The organism is Streptomyces sp. YKOK-I1 (assembly GCF_054660435.1).
In genome coordinates, this window is record NZ_BAAGDR010000001.1 from 4893424 (window position 1) to 4910118 (window position 16695).

Below are 16695 nucleotides of genomic sequence, written 5' to 3' on the forward strand. Positions count from 1 at the left end.
CCGGGAGACTCCCGGGGTCAGTCGGCCGGACGCCGGGTGAGGTGGGCGAAGGCGTCCAGGTTGCGGGTCGGCTCGCCCCGGGAGACCCGCCAGGCGTACTCCCGGCGGATCGCGGAGGCGAAACCCAGCTCCAGCAGGGTGTTGAAGGCGCCGTCCGCCGCCTCCAGGACCTGGCCGAGGAGGCGGTCCACCTCGTCCGGCGTCACCGAGGCCAGGGGCAGCCGGGCGGTGACGTAGACGTCGCCGAGCTGGTCGACGGCGTAACTCACGCCGTACAGCCTGAGGTTGCGCTCCAGCAGCCAGCGGTGGACGCCGGGCTCGTTCTCGTCGGGGTGGCGGATGACGAAGGCGTTGAGGGAGAGGGAGTGACGGCCGACCAGGAAGGACACCGTCGTCTTCAGCTTGGCGGTGCCGGGGAGCTGGACGACGTAGGAACCGGGGCGCGGGCTCTCCCACTCCAGCTCCGCGCCCGCGAGGTACGCCTCGATGATCCGCGCCGCGCTCTTCTCCGCCTCACCCATGCTGGGAGCGTACGGGACGGCGGTGGGCCTGGGTCGCGGCCGTGTAGACGTCGGCGGTGCGGGCGGCCGCGGTGTCCCAGCCGAAGGACTGGGCGTGGGCGGCGGCGGCCGTGCCCATCCGGGCGGGCAGCTCCGGGGTGTCGGCGAATCGTTCGAGCACGCGCGCGTACGCGGTCGGGTCATGGCCCTGGACCAGGAAGCCCGTCTCGCCGTCGCGTACGGCCACCGGGAGGCCGCCGACCGCCGCCGCGAGCACCGGGGTGCCGGCCGCCTGGGCCTCTATGGCGACCAGGCCGAAGGACTCGCTGTAGGAGGGCACGACGAGGACGGAGGCGGCACGGAACCAGTCCGCGAGCCGGTCCTGGCCGACGGGCGGGCGGAACCGTACGACGTCCGCGACGCCGAGCCGCGCGGCGAGCTTCTGCAGGCCCTCCGGCTTGGCGAGGCCGCTGCCGCTGGGGCCGCCGACGACCGGGACGACGAGCCGGGTGCGCAGGTCGGGGCGTACGTCGAGGAGGGCGGCGACGGCGCGCAGGAGGATGTCCGGGGCCTTCAGGGGCTGGATACGGCCCGCGAAGAGGGGGATCAGGGCGTCCTGCGGGAGGCCGAGGCGGGCCCGGGCGGCGGCGCGGCCGTCGGCCGGGGAGAAGCGGTCGAGGTTGACGCCCGGGTGGACGATCGCGACCTTGCCGGGGTCGGCGCCGTAGTGCCGTACGAGTTCGTCGGCCTCCTCCGCCGTGTTGGCGATGAGGCGGTCGGCGGCCTCGACGATCTGGGTCTCGCCGATGACGCGGGCGGCGGGTTCCGGGGTGTCGCCGTCGGCGAGGTTGGCGTTCTTGACCTTGGCCATGGTGTGCATCGCGTGCACCAGGGGGGCGCCCCAGCGCTGGGCGGCGAGCCAGCCGACGTGGCCGGAGAGCCAGTAGTGGGAGTGGACCAGGTCGTAGTGGCCGGGGCGGTGGCCGGCCCAGGCCTGCATCACGCCGTGGGTGAAGGCGCACAGCTGGGCGGGGAGGTCCTCCTTGTTGAGCCCCTCGTAGGGTCCCGCGTCGATGTGGCGGACGAGGACGCCGGGGGCCATCTCCACCTTCGGGGGGAGGGCGGCGGCGGTCGCGCGCGTGAAGATCTCCACCTCGATGTTGATCGCGGCGAGGCGCTGGGCGAGCTCCACGATGTAGACGTTCATGCCGCCGGCGTCGCCGGTGCCGGGCTGGTGGAGCGGTGAGGTGTGCACGGAGAGCATCGCGACTCGGCGGGGGCGGCGGTGGAGCCTGAGCCGCTGGGGTACCACCGGAGAGCGACGCCCGAGCCGGCTGGCGTGGTGGCTCACGTGGCGTTCCTCCTTGCTGCGGGCATGCCGGACGGAGGGGGCGAAAGCCTCCCAGGGGGCTGGAACGCCGGAGGGAGGCGTTCCCATTCCGGGCGGGATCACCGGGGCGGTGATTTTTGCCTGAGCGTTACCTGTATCGCTCAACCGTTCGAGCCTTACGGGCGTCCCCGGGCGGATCATCGCCCGCCCCGGCGCACCGCCTACCCTCGTATGTCATGACCTCCCGCGCGCCCCTTCGCATCGTGGGCACCGTTACGCGCGGGACCACCAACCCCAACCGGCTGCGCCGCATGGACCGCTGGATCGCCGCGACGCACGGCGCCGAGCTGCGGCGGGCCGCCGATCCCGTGGCCGTCGACCTCGGGTACGGGGCGGCCCCCTGGACGGCCGTCGAGCTGCTCGGCCGGCTGCGGTCCGTGGCGCCACGCGCGCGTGTGGTGGGCGTCGAGATCGAGCCCGCGCGGGTCGCCGCCGCGAAGCCGTACGAGCGCGAGGGGCTGGCCTTCCGGCACGGCGGGTTCGAACTGCCCCTCCCCCAGCGGCCGCAACTGGTGCGCGCGGCCAATGTGCTGCGGCAGTACGACGAGGAGCAGGTCGCCGGGGTCTGGGAGCGGCTGTGCGCGCGGCTCGCGCCGGCCGGCGGGGCCTCGGCGGGCGGGCTGCTCGTGGAGGGGACCTGCGACGAGATCGGGCGTCGGCACGTCTGGGTCGCGCTCGGGCCCGAGGGGCCGCGCACGGTCACCTTCGCGGCCCGGCTGGGGTCCCTGGAGCGGCCGTCGGACCTGGCGGAGCGGCTGCCCAAGGCACTGATCCACCGCAATGTGCCGGGCGAGCCGGTGCACGCGTTCCTGCGCGACTTCGACCGCGCCTGGGCCGCCGCGGCGCCCTACGCCTCGTACGGCGCCCGCCAGCGCTGGATCCGCGCGGTGCGCGACCTCGGCGCCGACTGGCCGGTGACGGACGGGCCGGCGCGGTGGCGGCAGGGGGAAGTGACGGTGCGGTGGGGGGCGTTGGCGCCGCGGGGCCGAAGAGGGCCCGCGTAGCTGCCGTTTCACCGATCGTTCACCCTTTTGTGGGACATGGGAACGATCTCCTTGAGTCGTTCGTCACATGAGCGGGGCGATCATCATTCCGGGGCATGCCGGGGGGCATGCAGGGAAGGGCTCAGCTGTTCGGTACCTGTCGGTTCCGGGCCTGACTCTGTCACTTTCGGCCGTGACGTGGCACGATCCCCCGAGCACCGTAAGTTACTGACGGGAAATCAGTTTGGGGGACGAGGTATGGGTCCGGGCAAGCGCGGCCTGTTCGCGGTCGCGGTGGCGGTCGTCTGCGCGGTGACCGTCCTGGGGGCACCCGGCGCGGCGTTCGCCGCCCCCGACACCCCCACACCGTCCCCGACGGCGACGACCGCCCCCGACCTCACCCTCCCGCCCAGCAAGGACCTTGAAGAGGTCCGCGAGAAGCTGGAGGCGCTGTACCACGCGGCCGCGGTCGCCACCGACGCGTACAACGCGGCCGAGGAGGCGGCGAAGAAGCAGTCCGCGGAGATCGTCGCCCTCGCCCAGAAGATCGTCGAGGGCCAGGAGCGGCTCGCGAAGCTGAAGGACCGGGCCGGAGCCGCCGCCCGCTCCCAGTACCGCACGGGCGGGCTGCCCGACGAGGCCCAGCTGATGCTGAGCGACGACCCGAGCGACTTCCTCGACGGCGCCGGCCGGGTGCTCCAGGGCCAGCGCGCGACCAAGGGCCTGATCGCGGAAGTGACCCGCACCCAGGAGGACTTGGAGCAGTACTCCGCGGACGCCTCGGCGCAGTGGACCAAGCTGGAGGCCAACCGCAAGGCCAAGGCGGCGGCCCAGAAGAAGGTCGAGAAGCAGATCGCGGCGGCCGAGAAGCTGGAGTCCCAGCTGGAGAAGGCCGAGAAGGAACGCCTCGCCCAACTCCAGGAACAGGCCGACCAGAAGGCCCAGACCGCCTGGCTGGACACCGGCATCCTCGACGAGATCGACGGCAAGGCCAGCGCCGCCGGCAAGAAGGCCATCGCCTACGCGACCGCGCAGCTGGGGAAGCCGTATGTGTGGGGCGCCGAGGGACCGGACTCCTTCGACTGCTCCGGGCTGACCTCCGAGGCCTGGAAGAGCGCCGGGCGGACGATCCCGCGCACCTCGCAGGAGCAGTGGAAGCAGCTCCCGCACGTCGCCGTCGAGGCCATGCGCCCGGGCGACCTGATCATCTACTTCGGCGACGCGAGCCATGTCGCGCTCTACGTCGGCGACGGCGTGATCATCCACGCCCCGCGCCCGGGCCGTACCGTCACCCTCGCCGGGGCCGGCACCATGCCGATCCTCGCGGTGGTGCGCCCGGACGCATAAGGCGAAAGCCTCACATCGGTTCAATCACCGCCCTCGTGACCCCGGACACGTGACGCACGGCACCCGGCCGGGCGTCCCAAACCCCGCACGGACGTGACCTTCGTCATCCGTCCCCCGTACCGGCCTGCCCAACTGCGGTACGGAACGTGGCATATGACAGTGGCCTGAGATCAAGCAGGGTGCCGCACACCATTCCGCTGTGGCGCCTTCTGCCGCTATGGTCCCCGTCGGTGGGTCGAGGTCCCTCGTCCCCGCCGTGCCCTCGGGGGGAGGGAAGGAACCCGACACATGCCCGCACCCGTACCGCGGCAGAGAGCGATCCCGGCCGCGGAGTGTGGTCAGGCGCAGGCCGTGCCCGCAGCAGGCGGCCCCTCCGGCGATGCGCACCCGCCCCGGCGGGACGCCGCCCGCACGGACGAGACCGCGCGCGACACCGCGCCGGCCGACAACGACACCGCGCACCCCACGCTCACCCTGCTGCTGATCGAGGACGACCCCACGGCCGCGCCGATCGTCCCCGATCTGCTCGACTCCGACGGCAGACCGATCCGCGTCCGCACCGCCCGCAACCTCACCGAGGCCGAGCGGCTGCTCACCGACGACGTGCACTGCATCCTGCTCGACCTGGCGCTGCCCGCGCCGGGCCGGGCCGCGAAAGCCGGCGAGACCGACGAGGAACTCGCCGTGCTGCGGCATGTGCTGCGGCTCGCGCCCCGGCACGCCGTGCTCGCGCTCACCGCCTCCGGCGACGCCGAGCGCGGCGCCGAGGCCGTGCGCGTCGGCGCCCAGGACTATCTCTTCCGGGATGAGCTGGACGGCCGGCTGCTGAGCCGCGCGATCCGCTACGCCGTTGAGAGGAAACGTTCCGACACGGCCGAGCGCAGGCTCGCCGAGGGCAAGCTGCGCGCCCAGGAGAACGCCCGGCTGGAGCGCGGGCTGCTGCCCACGCCGCTCCTGGAGGGCTCCCCGCTGCGCTTCGCCGCGCGCTACCGCCCCGGCCGCTCGCGCGCGCTGCTCGGGGGCGACTTCTACGACACCGTCCGCACGCCCGACGGCACGGTCCACGCGATGATCGGCGACGTCTGCGGGCACGGCCCCGACGAGGCGGCGCTCGGCGTGGAACTGCGCATCGCCTGGCGGGCGCTGACCCTGGCGGGGCTGTGCGGCGACGAACTGCTCGGGACGCTGCAGCAGGTGCTGGAGCACGAGCGGGACGACGACGAGATCTTCGCGACGCTGTGCACGGTGGACATCGCGCCGGACGGACGGCGGGCCGGGCTGTGCCTGGCCGGGCACCCGGCGCCGCTGATCGCCGCTCCCGGGCGGCCGGCGCGGCTGCTGCCGCAGGAGAACAACGGGCCCGCGCTCGGGCTGCTGCCGGGGGCCCGCTGGCCCCGTATGCAGGTGGAGCTGGGGGCGGAGTGGAGCCTGATGCTCTACACCGACGGGCTGATCGAGGGGCGGGTCGGCGCGGGGCGCAAGGAGCGGCTCGGGCAGGACGGGATGGTGGAGATGATCCGGCGGCAGTTCTCCGAGGGGCTGAGCGGGGAGGAGCTGCTGCGGGCCGCGGTGAGTGAGGTGCGGGAGCTCAACGGCGGGGAGCTGACGGACGACGTGGCCGTCGTGCTCCTGGATCGGGTTCCGTAGGGGCTTCGGCGTGGGGGTGGGGGTCGCGGCCCCGCGCCCCTGGGGACGGGGCTGCGCCCGTCCCGAAGACTCTTATCGTCCGCCGTTGTACGGGCCGTAGGGGCCGTCGCTGCTGGAGCCGCCGCCTCGGTGGCTGCGGCCACCGCCGGGGAGCGCTCGCAGGGCGGGGCGGACGTCGACCATGTAGACGATCGTCGCGACCAGGCCGATGACCGGCAGGAACGCCAGGATCGGGAAGATCAGGTCCACCACGAAGGCGATCCCGAGGATGATCAGCCAGAAGGGCTTGGTCTGCTTGTCGGCGGCGCGGAAGCCGTCCTCGCGGCGGACGGCCGCGTCGATCAGAGCGAAGCCGCTGAACACGATCAGGGCCAGGCTCAGCAGCGACATGAACCCTGCGAATCCCTGCATCAGCACTACGTCCACCACCCGACTAGGCACGACCCGGTTCGTCCTTACGCGGTCACCGTACCCGCAACCGCGCTCTCGTTACCCGTACAACGGGCCGGGCACCGTTTCCGTGCCCGGCCCGTGACCGTATGTCCGTGTCGGCGTCGCGGCCGGCGCTGTGTCTCACTTGGCGGGCGGCGTCGTCTTCTTCGCGGTGGTGGTCTTACGGGCGGCCGGGGTCTTCTTGACGGCCGTCTTCTTCGCGGGCGCCGGGGCCGGCTGGGCCTTGGCCTCGGCGGCCGGGGCGGGCTTCGGCTCGGACTTCGGCTCGGCGGCGGGGGCGGGCTCGTCCTTGCCCTCGACCGCGATCGCCAGCTCCTCGATCTCCTCCGCGGCCTCGCCACGCCAGGTCTTCACGGCCTGCTCGCCGTGCTCGGCCACCTTCTCGTAGGTCTCACGGGCCTTGACGGCGTACTCGGCGGCGACGCCGACACCGCGCAGCGCGAGGTCCTGGGCGGACTCGCCGAGCTTCTTCAGGTCGGTGTCGAGCGTGGTGCCGAGCTTCTTGATGTCGCCGTCGAGGGTGGAGATGAAGTCGTTGACCTTCGTCTGGAAGGTCTCCTGCGCCTCCTTGGCCTTGACCCCCGCCTCCTTGGCGCGGGCGGCGGCCTTCTCCTGCACGGCCTTGGGGTCGGTGTTGCGCACGGCCTCGATACGGGCCGGGGCCTCGGCGCGCAGCTGCTCGACCAGGGCCGGCACCTTCTTCGCCTGCTGGAGGGCCAGGTCGGCAGTGCCCGCGGCGAAGTAGAGCGGGGTCGGGTCGCTGAAGGTCTTGCGCAGGTCGTCGGTGATGGCCATGGTGGTAGGTCCTCCCGGATTCACATTCGTCGTCTTCGGCTGAGGGTCGTACGAGTCCGCAGTCGGCGGCCGGTCCCCTGGTCCGGTCAACTGGCCGTCTGCTGCGGATCGGCGTCGCCCTCGTCCCCGGGCCGGCTCTCCTGACCGCTCTCGAATCCGTTCTCCTTGCGGAAGGACTCGTAGATCTGCAGCAGTGCCTGCTTCTGTGCCTCCGTCAGGGTGGGATCGGCGAGGATGACCGCGCGGGTCTCGACCTCGTCCCGGTCCCGCTCCGCGTCGAGGATGCCGGCGCGCACGTACAGCGTCTCGGCGGAGATCCGCAGGGCCTTGGCGACCTGCTGCAGCACCTCCGCGCTCGGCTTGCGCAGCCCGCGCTCGATCTGGCTCAGATAGGGATTGGACACCCCGGCGGCGTCGGCGAGCTGCCGGAGCGAGAGCTTGGCGTTGCGCCGCTGCTCGCGCAGGTAGTCACCGAGATTGCCGACGTTGAGCGATGCCATGCCTCCACTGTGCACCACCCGCGCTAACTATTGCAAGCACCTGCTTGCAATAGTGTGTCGCGCCACAGGGGCCGCCGAAAGATCCATCGTTACCGTCTCGTGACAGTTTGAGCTCGGCGCGATCATTTGGGATGACCAGCTTGAGCTGCCATGCAATCGGTACGAGAGCGGGAGTCCGCACCGCCGCCCACCGGCGGCCGCCATCGGTCCTCCCACCGCCGGAAACGGCCGCGCCGCTGGGGCCGGACCCCCCTGGTCGCCGGGCTGGTGACGGTCGGTCTGCTGGGTTCCGCGGCGTTCTTCCTGGTGGACGGCGGACGGGGGGATACGACGACCTCCGCGCCGCGCCCGCGCGGCACGGTGCGCTCCGGCACCCCGACGCCCACTCCCACGCCCACCCCCACACCGTCCCGGACTCCATCCGCGACGCCGACGCCGACTCCGACGCCTCCGGCCACGACCCCGGCCCCGACGCCGACCGGGATCGACGTTCCCGCGACGGGCCCCGGCACCTTCGTCACCGCGCAAGCCAGTGGCGCGAAGGTCGGTCGGGGGGCGCGGCTGCTCCGGTACGTGGTGCAGGTCGAGAGCGGGCTCGACATCTCGCCGGACCAGGCGGCGAACGAGATCGCCGACATCCTCGCCGCGCCCCGCGGCTGGACCCGGAACGGGGTGTCCTCGTTCCAGCTGGTCAGCGCGGGGCAGCCCTATGACCTCAAGGTGAAGATCGCGACGCCGGGGACGGCGGACGCCCTGTGCTGGGCCGGCATCCGCCAGGACACGCACGGCGAGTACAACTGCGAGATTCCCGACGGGGTGGTGGTGAACCTCAAGCGCTGGGTGAAGGGCTCGCCCACGTTCGACGGTCCGATCCACGAGTACCGGGCGCTGATCGTGAACCACGAGATGGGTCACTTCCTCGACTACACGCACCAGACCTGCGCGGGTCCCGGGCAGCTCGCCCCCGTGATGATGCAGCAGATCAAGGGCCTGCACGGATGCGTCGCCAACGCCTGGCCCTACGACAAGAACGGTGACCTCGTCTCCGGGCCGCCGGCGTAGCAGGCCCGCAGTTACAGCTTGGTCATGATCCGCGCCCATGGTCATCAACTGCGGACACCACAGTGGGCCTCCAGTGGAACGCAGCCCCCACGGTTCCCACGTTTTCCACGATTCCCATGATTCCTCTCGATCGGATGGACACATGTCTGGATCCCGCGCTGTCCGGAAACTGGCCGTGGCCGTGAGCCTGTTGCCGCTGCTGGCGGCTTGCGGCGGCGGTGAGTCGGCCTCGTCCTCCTCGGCGGGCGACGGGAGCGCCTCCACGAGCGGCGGGAAGGCCTCTGCCGGATCGTCGGGACAGCTCGACATTCCCGCGGACGCCAGCGCCGAACTCAAGAAGCAGTACCTCGTGGAGAACGCGATCGCGGTCTGCATGAAGAAGCAGGGGTTCGCCTACACCCCCGAAGCCCCGGAGGACTTCAGGACCGGCTGGGCCACCGACGGGGCGGACTACGGACTCACCAAGAAGTTCCGGCAGAAGTACGGCTTCGGCTACACCGCGATCGCGGTCTACCCCGACGATCCCCAGGTGTCGCGCAAGGCGGCGAACGAGCCCTCGGCCAACGCGAAGTACCTGGACACGCTCACCCCCGCGCAGAAGGCCGCCTACGAGAAGGCGCTGGGCGGTCCCCCGGACCCGAAGATCGGCCAGAAGGACTGGACCGGCTGCATGGGAACGGCCGACAAGGAGGTCTACGGCGGTGAGTCCGTCGAGGACCGGAGCGCCGCGTCCGCCTCCGAGAACCAGGCCAACGCGCAGGCGCTCAACGGTGACCAGGAACTGGTCGGCCTGGCGCAGTCGTACGCCTCGTGTCTGAAGAAGGACGGCATCACCGTCACGACCACCCAGCCGACCAGCATCGGGGAGATGGTGAAGCTCCAGGCGGCCGCGTCCGCTCCCGCCGGTGCCGGTGGCGCCGTGTCGGTGGAGGCCGGCGCGAACGGGGAGAAGCCGGAGGGCGAGCCCTCCACGGAAACGATGAGCAAGGACGAGGCGCTGCCGCTGCTCACCAAGGAGATCGAGCTGGCGATGAAGGACCTGGCGTGCGGCAAGGACTTCCGGGCCGCCTACTTCCCCAAGTTCTTCAAGGCCCCGGGGTCCACCGGTGCCGGGTGAGTCGGCCCCCGAACCGACCGAGCAACGCCCCTCTCTCGAGCCAAGGAAGAGCATGCAGCGCCGAAAAGGTGGGAGCAGCCGTCCCAGACAGCTGGGGATCATCGTCACCGCGGTGGCGCTGGTGGGGGCGGGCGGGTGGTTCGCCGGATCGCAGATGCAGTCGCCGGCGGACGCCGCCGCCGCCCGCAAGCCGCCGAAGGCCGGACCGGTCACCGTCGCGGTCGAGCGGCGCTCGCTGACCGCGAGCGTGGTGGCCCAGGGCTCGGTGGAGTTCGACTCACCGCAGAGTCTGGCCCTCGCCGGGCCCGTGGGCACCCCGGATTCCGGGTCCACCGACACGGTCGCCCAGCGGGTCACCAAGGCACCGGTCGCCGGGTCGGAGGTGAAGGAGGGCGACGTGCTGATGCAGCTGAGCGGCCGGCCGGTGCTGGTGCTGCGCGGATCCGTCCCGATGTACCGCACCCTGGGTCCCGGCACGTCCGGGGACGATGTCAAGCAGCTCCAGCGGGCCCTGGCCCGGCTCGGCTTCAACTCCGGTGCGGCCACCGGGCAGTACGGGCAGGGGGTCGCCACGGCGGTGAGCCGCTGGTACAAGAGCAAGGGTTTCCAGGCGCAGGAGCCCAGCATCGCGGACAAGCAGCAGCTGGGGACGCTCGAAGCGGCGGTGACCGCCGCGCAGCAGGGCCTCCTCTCGGCCAAGAACCCGAGCGGCGGCACGGGCAGCGGCAGTGGTACGGAGACCAGCGGCAGCGGCACGGAGAGCAGCGGTACGTCGGCCAGCGGCACGGAGACCAACGGCAAGGGTGGCACCAGCGGCACGAAGAGCACCGCCACCGGCACCAGCAGCCAGGCGGAGAAGCTCCAGCTCAAGGCGGCACAGCAGCAGTTGGACGCGGCCAACACCGCGCTGTCGGCCTTCCAGGCCGGCTACGGAACCAGGATTCCCGCCGGTGAGGTGGTCTTCCTGCCGGATCTGCCGGCCCGGTTGGACAAGGTGACGGTGAAGGTCGGGGACAGCCCGTCCGGACCGATCGGCACGGTGACCAGCTCCAAGGTCGTGGTGCAGGCCGTGGTGCAGGGCAGCGACGCCAAGTTGCTCCACAAGGGCATGACGGCGGAGGTGGAGACCACCGACGGCAAGAAGGTGGAGGGGGAGCTGGTGGCACTCGGTGACGACGTGCCGAAGACGGGTTCGGCCGACGGCACGACCGCGCAGGGCACTTCGGCCGGCGGGAGTGACGACGCGTCGGCTCCCGTGCCGGTGCAGATCTCCATCCCCGCGGGGAAGCTGACCAAGAACGCGGGCGGTTCCGCGAAGGTGACCATCAAGGTGGGATCGTCGGCCGGTGAGGCGTTGACCGTGCCGATCGCCGCGCTCCACACGGCGGCCGACGGACAGGCCACGGTGCAGGTCCGGCGCGGCGGCACGGTGGTGGACGTGTCCGTCAAGGCGGGACTCTCCGCGGAGGGGCAGGTGGAGGTCACACCGTCCGGTGACGCCCTGAAGGCAGGCGACCAGGTGGTGATCGGGCAATGACCTTCGTGCTCGAAACGGACACGGACGCGGACATGGACAGGGACAAGGACAGGGACAGGGACAGGAACAGGGACAGGGACACGGTCATCCGGCTGGTGTCCGTCGACCGGACCTTCGACTCCGAACCGCCGGTGCATGCCCTGCGGGACGTGAACCTGGCCGTCCGGCGCGGCGAGCACCTGTCGATCGTCGGCCCGTCCGGTTCCGGCAAGTCGACGCTCCTCAACACCCTGGGCCTGCTGGACCGCCCCACCTCGGGCGCCTACTGGCTCGACGGGGTGGAGACCAACACGCTCGGCGACCTGGAACGCACGGCGCTGCGCGGCAGCCGGATCGGATTCGTCTTCCAGTCCTTCCATCTGCTGCCCTACCGGACGGTGGACGAGAACGTCATGCTGGCCGAGGCCTACCGCCGGCCGCGCCCCGGGCGCGGCCGGGCCGGCCGCCGCGCGAGGGCGGAGGAGGCGCTGGAACGGGTGGGCCTGGCGCACCGGTCCGGCTTCCGTCCGGACCGGCTCTCCGGTGGGGAGAGACAGCGTGCGGCCATCGCCCGGGCGCTGATGAGCGAACCCGCTCTGCTGCTCTGCGACGAGCCCACCGGCAACCTCGACAGTGAGAACACCGAGTCGGTGCTGGACCTCTTCGACGCGTTGTCCGAGCAGGGCATGACCCTGGTCGTGATCACCCATGAAGAGGCGGTCAGCAGGCGGGCCGACCGGCGCGTGCGGATCAGCGACGGCCGGCTCACCGAGGAGGGCCGATGAGGACCCGAGCCCCGCTGCCGGCAGAGTCGCCGGAGTCGGCAGAGTCGGCGCAGTCGGCACAGTCGGCAGAGCCAGGGGATCCCTGGGGCGCCGACGGGCGCTCCACCACGGCCCCGGCCCCGGCGCCGGCCGGGGCCACCGAGCGTCCCTGGATGGATTTCCGGGACCTGTGGACCGAGGCGCTGGCGGGGGTTCTCGCCCGTCCGATGCGCTCCGCCCTGACCACGCTGGGAACGGTTCTGGGCATCACCACCCTGGTCATCACCATCGGGGTCTCGGCCACGGCGGGCAATCAGATCGTCGGCCGGTTCGACGCCCTCACCGCCACCTCGGTCACGGTGGTGGTCCCCCCGTCGGCCGACGCGGTCCCGCTCGTCGGCTGGTCGGGGGTAGACGCGGTCCGGCGGCTGGCCGGGGTGGAATCGGTGGCGGCGCTCGCCTCCTCCACCGACACCGCGAGCGTCCAGGTACGGGCGAACGACGTGGTGGCCCCCGGGGACGTCAGCGGCCAGACCATGGCCGTGTTCGCCGCGTCCCCCACACTGCCCGCCGCGGTGCGCGGCACGATGACCGCCGGGCGTTTCTTCGACAGCGGCAACATCGCCCGGCACGACCGGGTGGCGGTGCTCGGCGACCAGGCCGCACGGCTCCTCGGCATCAGCTCGGTGCAGGGCTCCCCCGCGGTCTTCCTGAAGGGCCAGTCCTACACCGTGATCGGGATCCTCGGCGAGGCCGAGCGGGAGCAGCAGCTCTCCACCTCGGTGATCCTGCCGCCCACGACGGCCGAGGACCAGCTCGGCCTGGGAGAGGTGACCCGGGTGCTGATCAACACCGCGCTCGGTGCGGCGTATCAGGTGGCCCACCAGGCGCCGATCGCGCTGGCGCCCGGCGCCGAGAGCGCCCTGGCCGTCACGGCGCCGTCCGACCCGGTCAAGGCGCGCACGGGGGTGCAGGGGGACGTCAACGGCCTGTTCCTGGTCCTCGGGCTGGTCTCGCTGGTGGTGGGGGCCATCGGTATCGCCAACGTGACGCTGGTGACGGTCATGGAACGGATCGGGGAGATCGGACTGCGCCGCGCCCTCGGCGCCTCCCGGCGGCAGATCGCCGGCCAGTTCCTCGTGGAGTCGACGACCATCGGACTGCTCGGCGGCGTCATCGGCGCCGCCCTGGGCATGGTCGTCGTGGTGGCCGTGTCGGCCGTCCGGGAGTGGACCCCGGTCCTGGATGTGCGGCTCGCCTTCGGCGCCCCGGTCGTCGGGGCGCTCGTCGGTCTCCTGGCGGGTCTCTACCCGTCCCTGCGGGCCTCTCGCATGGAGCCCGTCGACGCGCTGCGCTCCTAGCCTGTCATGCTCGCCCTCTGTCGTTCCGCCCCGGCCGTGCGGGCGGTACGCCCGGAAGGAGCACGCCCAGGTGACCCCGTCGAAGTCCCCGTCTCCGCCCTCCTCCGTGGGGTTGGTCCTGTCCAGCGGGGCGGTTCTCGGGGCCGCGCACGCGGGGGTGCTGCGGGCCGTGGAGGAGGCGGGGATCGAGGTGACGGCGGTGGCCGGGGCGAGCGCGGGGGCGCTGATCGGCGGGGCCTGGGCGGCCGGGGTCGACAGCGAACGTCTCACCCGGCGGCTGCTGCGCGCCCAGTGGGCGGACTTCGGGACCGCCGCGATCAGTCCGCGCCTGGGGCTGCTGGACACCTCGCCGCTGGCCCGGAACATCGAGGACCTGGTCGGCGACCTGCGGATAGAGGACCTGCCGATCCGGTTCGGCGCGGTGGTCACCGAACTCGGCTCCACCACGCCCCGGTTGGTGACCTCGGGCTCCTTCACGGCCGCACTGTGCGCGAGCAGCGCCGTCCCCGGGCTGTTCCCTCCGGTCCGGCTGGAGGAGGGCGGGGCGCTGTGCGTGGACGGGGCCGTGGTCTCACCGCTGCCGGTGTGGGCCGCGCACCGGCTCGGCGCGGGCCGGGTCATCGCCGTCGGTTTCGGCCGCGGTACCACCCGCTGGCGCCGCTGGTTCGAATCCCGCCCGACCCACCCCGGCCAGGGCCGGCTCCCCGACCTCTCCATCACCATCGACACCACGGGCCACTCCTCCTGGTCCCCGTCAGGTGTCCCGTCCCTGGTCGAACGGGGCTACGAGGCCACCCGCGCGGCCCTGCAGACCTGGCCCCGCTCCCCCACCACCCCTACACCCCCGCCACCCCGGTGATCTCCGCGACCCAGGCCTCCACAGCCGCGAAGTCCCCCTCCCCGAGCCCGTACCGGTGGTCGACCCGGTGCAGCAGCGCCGGGCCCGGATGGCGAGCCCTCACCCAGGCGCGGTCGACATCGCCGATCTCGTCGTCGCCCAGACCGGTGCGCAGCCCAGCGCGAGCAGCCGGGGTCCCAGGGCCGGGTCCAGGCGGGGCAGCAGGGGGTGGGACGAGGTCCCGTACTCCTGGTAGGGACCCGGTCCCCCGAAGGGGATCAGCGTCCCGTCGACGTCGAGGAAGAGCAGAGGCGGCATCCTTCAAGGATGGGCCCGGGATCAGCCCTCCACGGTCTCCTCACCCCACGGCAGCTCCCGGCGTTCGTGGACCACGTCCAGGCGGGACACCGCGCGGGTCAGGACGACGTACAGGCGGTTGAGGCCGCGTTGTTCGGACTCGGCGATCGTGGTCGGTTCGACGGCGACGACATGGTCGTATTCGAGGCCCTTGACGAGGGAGGCGCCGATGACGGTCACCCGGCCGGCCGCCGGGGCGAGGCCGGCCGTGGTGAGGGCCTCCCGGAAGCGGGTGGTCTCGGTGTCCGGGGTGATGACGCCGATCGAGCCCTCGTGGGTGAGCGCGTCGCGTACGGCGGCGACGACCGTGGCGGCGAGGCCGCCGTCCGGGGCGCGGCGGACGCGCAGGGCGCCGTCGTGGCGCAGGGAGCGGGCCGGGGGTACGTCCGTGTCGAGCCGGGCCAGGAGCCGGTTGGCGAGACCGAGGACCGCGCCGGGGACGCGGAAGCCGGTGGTGAGCGGGACGACCGTCGCGTCGGGTTTGCCCAGGTGGGTGAGGTGGACCGGCCAGGAGCGCGCCGCCCACGGGGTGGTGCCCTGGGCGAGGTCGCCGAGGACGGTGAGGGAGCCGAAGGGGACCCGGCGGGCGATGGCCCGGCATTCCATCGGGGAGAGGTCCTGGGCCTCGTCGACGACGACATGGCCGTAGCCCTGGGGGTGTTCCAGGAGCCCGGCGATCTCGTCGAGGAGGACGAGGTCGGCGGCCGACCAGCGTGCGGACTTCGGTGAACGCGGCGGCCGGGCCCAGAGCAGGGCCTCCTGCTCGGCCCGCTCCAGCAGCCCGTCGGCCGCCCCCGCCAGCGCCTGCGCGTCGCCCAGCAGCCCGGCCAGCACCTCCTCCGGCCGCAGCCTGGGCCAGAGCGCCTCCACGCACGCGCTCACCGCCCGCGCCCGTTCGATCCGCCGCAGCCAGGCGGCCGGGGGCGGCCCGCCGCGCCGCTCCGCCCGGGTGAGGATGCGGCGCACGATCCGGCTGCGGACCCGTTCCCGTCCGACCTCGTACGGCGGCTCCTCGGCGAGCACCGCGCTCACGATGTCGGTGAGCCGGTCGCCCGCGATCCGCCAGCGGTACGACCCGTCCGGTACGGCCAGGTCCTCGGCGTGACCGGCCGTCACCCGCCCGTACACCGCCCGGCGCAGCACCTCGGCCATCCGGGGGTCGTGCTTGAGGGCGGCGGCCCGGTCGGTGTCGGTCGCGGTGACGGGGTGCCGGGCGATCTCGTCCTCGAGGGTCGACTGCCGTACGCCGGTCTCGCCGAGGGAGGGCAGCACCTCGGCGATGTAGGAGAGGAAGGTGCGGTTGGGGCCGAGGATCAGCAGACCGCCGCGCTCGACGCGCTGCGGGTGGGTGTAGAGGAGGTAGGCGGCCCGGTGCAGGCCGACGGCGGTCTTGCCGGTGCCGGGGGCGCCCTGCACACAGACCGAGTCGGCGAGTCCGCCGCGGACGAGGTCGTCCTGTTCGGGCTGGATGGTGGCGGCGATGTCGCGCATGGGCCCGACGCGGGGCCGTTCGAGCTCCCGCAGGAGGAGGCCGCCGGGGCCGGCCGCCGGCGTGCCGCCCGTCAGGTGTTCGTCCTCCAGGCCGGTCAGGTCGGCGGAGTCGCCGCGGCTGCCGGGCGCCCATCCGAACCGCCGCCGTACCGTGACGCCCTGCGGATCGCGGGCGCCGGCCTGGTAGAAGGCGCGGGAGACGGGGGCGCGCCAGTCGACGACGAGGGGCGGGGCGGCGGGGTGCTCGCTGATCCGCAGCCGGCCGATGTGGTGCCCGTCGCCCTGTGCGAGGTCGATGCGGCCGACGAAGAGCGGGCCCTCGGGGAGTTCGTGCAGGGCCTTGGCGCGGCTGCGCAGCCCGTGGCCGAGGACTTCGGCGTCGGCGCCGGACGCGGAGACGTCCTCGCCGATGACGACCTGGAGGTCGGCGCCGTCGACCATGGCGGTGAGGGCGGCGCGGCAGGTGTCGTGGTGGGCGCGTTCCTCGCGCAGGGCGGTGTCGAGGTCGTGATCGGGTCCCTTTACGGCAGGCTCGGCCGGCTCGGCAGTCGTCATGTGCCGAGGATAGCGAAGA

The 16695-nt window shown here is 72.7% G+C and carries 15 protein-coding genes and 1 pseudogene; 9 read left to right on the forward strand and 7 right to left on the reverse strand.

The features are described 5' to 3' along the window. Positions 1-17: 17 nt before the first annotated feature. The gene (locus ACYQ8Q_RS21505; RefSeq protein ID WP_460067149.1) at positions 18-521 is read right to left on the reverse strand and encodes a type III secretion system chaperone family protein; all 504 of its coding nucleotides are present in this window, start codon (positions 519-521) and stop codon (positions 18-20) included. Beyond that, the gene (gene mshA, locus ACYQ8Q_RS21510) at positions 514-1851 is read right to left on the reverse strand and encodes a D-inositol-3-phosphate glycosyltransferase (RefSeq protein ID WP_460067150.1); all 1338 of its coding nucleotides are present in this window, start codon (positions 1849-1851) and stop codon (positions 514-516) included. The genes ACYQ8Q_RS21505 and mshA overlap by 8 nt, the downstream gene beginning before the upstream one ends. Before the next feature lie 215 nt (positions 1852-2066). Here mshA and ACYQ8Q_RS21515 point away from each other — a divergent pair, with 215 nt between their 5' ends. The 3 genes from ACYQ8Q_RS21515 to ACYQ8Q_RS21525 all read left to right on the forward strand — a co-directional run bounded on the left by ACYQ8Q_RS21515 (position 2067) and on the right by ACYQ8Q_RS21525 (position 5867). Beyond that, on the forward strand, positions 2067-2894 hold the full coding sequence (locus tag ACYQ8Q_RS21515; RefSeq protein WP_460067151.1) for a class I SAM-dependent methyltransferase: 828 nt from the start codon (positions 2067-2069) through the stop codon (positions 2892-2894). 237 nt (positions 2895-3131) lie between these two features. After that, complete coding sequence (locus ACYQ8Q_RS21520) at positions 3132-4220, forward strand: C40 family peptidase (RefSeq protein ID WP_460067153.1); 1089 nt, start codon at positions 3132-3134, stop codon at positions 4218-4220. A gap of 288 nt (positions 4221-4508) precedes the next feature. After that, a complete protein-coding gene (locus ACYQ8Q_RS21525) occupies positions 4509-5867 on the forward strand; it encodes a PP2C family protein-serine/threonine phosphatase (protein ID WP_460067154.1) in 1359 nt (452 codons plus the stop codon). A gap of 72 nt (positions 5868-5939) precedes the next feature. On the opposite strand, the gene ACYQ8Q_RS21530 is transcribed toward ACYQ8Q_RS21525, so the two are convergent. From ACYQ8Q_RS21530 to ACYQ8Q_RS21540, 3 genes are all read right to left on the reverse strand, one after another. Next, positions 5940-6278 carry a DUF2516 family protein gene (locus tag ACYQ8Q_RS21530; RefSeq protein WP_460067155.1) on the reverse strand — a complete coding sequence of 113 codons (339 nt, stop codon included), beginning with the start codon at positions 6276-6278 and terminating at the stop codon, positions 5940-5942. A gap of 162 nt (positions 6279-6440) precedes the next feature. Next, positions 6441-7115, reverse strand: coding sequence for a hypothetical protein (locus ACYQ8Q_RS21535; RefSeq protein WP_460067156.1), 675 nt, complete (start codon positions 7113-7115; stop codon positions 6441-6443). A gap of 86 nt (positions 7116-7201) precedes the next feature. Further along, positions 7202-7615 carry a helix-turn-helix domain-containing protein gene (locus ACYQ8Q_RS21540; RefSeq protein ID WP_055638318.1) on the reverse strand — a complete coding sequence of 138 codons (414 nt, stop codon included), beginning with the start codon at positions 7613-7615 and terminating at the stop codon, positions 7202-7204. Between the two features lie 150 nt (positions 7616-7765). On the opposite strand from ACYQ8Q_RS21540, the gene ACYQ8Q_RS21545 reads away from it, so the two are divergent. The 6 genes from ACYQ8Q_RS21545 (at position 7766) to ACYQ8Q_RS21570 (ending at position 14294) form a co-directional block, all read left to right on the forward strand. Beyond that, complete coding sequence (locus tag ACYQ8Q_RS21545; RefSeq protein WP_460067157.1) at positions 7766-8677, forward strand: DUF3152 domain-containing protein; 912 nt, start codon at positions 7766-7768, stop codon at positions 8675-8677. Between the two features lie 142 nt (positions 8678-8819). Beyond that, entirely contained in the window at positions 8820-9794 is a 975-nt protein-coding gene (locus tag ACYQ8Q_RS21550) for a hypothetical protein (RefSeq protein WP_460067158.1), read from the forward strand. 52 nt (positions 9795-9846) lie between these two features. Next, the gene (locus ACYQ8Q_RS21555; protein ID WP_460067160.1) at positions 9847-11331 is read left to right on the forward strand and encodes a peptidoglycan-binding protein; all 1485 of its coding nucleotides are present in this window, start codon (positions 9847-9849) and stop codon (positions 11329-11331) included. Positions 11332-11363: 32 nt separating this feature from the next. Continuing rightward, a complete protein-coding gene (locus ACYQ8Q_RS21560; RefSeq protein WP_460073440.1) occupies positions 11364-12095 on the forward strand; it encodes an ABC transporter ATP-binding protein in 732 nt (243 codons plus the stop codon). Between the two features lie 152 nt (positions 12096-12247). Then, the gene (locus tag ACYQ8Q_RS21565) at positions 12248-13435 is read left to right on the forward strand and encodes an ABC transporter permease (RefSeq protein WP_460067162.1); all 1188 of its coding nucleotides are present in this window, start codon (positions 12248-12250) and stop codon (positions 13433-13435) included. A 70-nt stretch (positions 13436-13505) separates the two neighbouring features. Then, complete coding sequence (locus ACYQ8Q_RS21570; protein WP_460067164.1) at positions 13506-14294, forward strand: patatin-like phospholipase family protein; 789 nt, start codon at positions 13506-13508, stop codon at positions 14292-14294. Here ACYQ8Q_RS21570 and ACYQ8Q_RS21575 read toward each other — a convergent pair. Then, a pseudogene (locus tag ACYQ8Q_RS21575) lies at positions 14272-14591 on the reverse strand (hypothetical protein). The gene ACYQ8Q_RS21570 and the pseudogene ACYQ8Q_RS21575 overlap by 23 nt on opposite strands. 21 nt (positions 14592-14612) lie before the next feature. Next, positions 14613-16676 carry a HelD family protein gene (locus ACYQ8Q_RS21580; protein WP_460067166.1) on the reverse strand — a complete coding sequence of 688 codons (2064 nt, stop codon included), beginning with the start codon at positions 16674-16676 and terminating at the stop codon, positions 14613-14615. Positions 16677-16695: the final 19 nt, after the last annotated feature.

Coding starts and splice junctions, on each gene's coding strand:
- ACYQ8Q_RS21505 (WP_460067149.1), bottom strand. CDS start 521: ATGGGTGAGGCGGAGAAGAGCGCGGCGCGGATCATCGAGGCGTACCTC.
- ACYQ8Q_RS21515 (WP_460067151.1), top strand. CDS start 2,067: ATGACCTCCCGCGCGCCCCTTCGCATCGTGGGCACCGTTACGCGCGGG.
- ACYQ8Q_RS21520 (WP_460067153.1), top strand. CDS start 3,132: ATGGGTCCGGGCAAGCGCGGCCTGTTCGCGGTCGCGGTGGCGGTCGTC.
- ACYQ8Q_RS21525 (WP_460067154.1), top strand. CDS start 4,509: ATGCCCGCACCCGTACCGCGGCAGAGAGCGATCCCGGCCGCGGAGTGT.
- ACYQ8Q_RS21530 (WP_460067155.1), bottom strand. CDS start 6,278: ATGCAGGGATTCGCAGGGTTCATGTCGCTGCTGAGCCTGGCCCTGATC.
- ACYQ8Q_RS21535 (WP_460067156.1), bottom strand. CDS start 7,115: ATGGCCATCACCGACGACCTGCGCAAGACCTTCAGCGACCCGACCCCG.
- ACYQ8Q_RS21540 (WP_055638318.1), bottom strand. CDS start 7,615: ATGGCATCGCTCAACGTCGGCAATCTCGGTGACTACCTGCGCGAGCAG.
- ACYQ8Q_RS21545 (WP_460067157.1), top strand. CDS start 7,766: ATGCAATCGGTACGAGAGCGGGAGTCCGCACCGCCGCCCACCGGCGGC.
- ACYQ8Q_RS21550 (WP_460067158.1), top strand. CDS start 8,820: ATGTCTGGATCCCGCGCTGTCCGGAAACTGGCCGTGGCCGTGAGCCTG.
- ACYQ8Q_RS21555 (WP_460067160.1), top strand. CDS start 9,847: ATGCAGCGCCGAAAAGGTGGGAGCAGCCGTCCCAGACAGCTGGGGATC.
- ACYQ8Q_RS21560 (WP_460073440.1), top strand. CDS start 11,364: ATGGACAGGGACAAGGACAGGGACAGGGACAGGAACAGGGACAGGGAC.
- ACYQ8Q_RS21565 (WP_460067162.1), top strand. CDS start 12,248: ATGGATTTCCGGGACCTGTGGACCGAGGCGCTGGCGGGGGTTCTCGCC.
- ACYQ8Q_RS21580 (WP_460067166.1), bottom strand. CDS start 16,676: ATGACGACTGCCGAGCCGGCCGAGCCTGCCGTAAAGGGACCCGATCAC.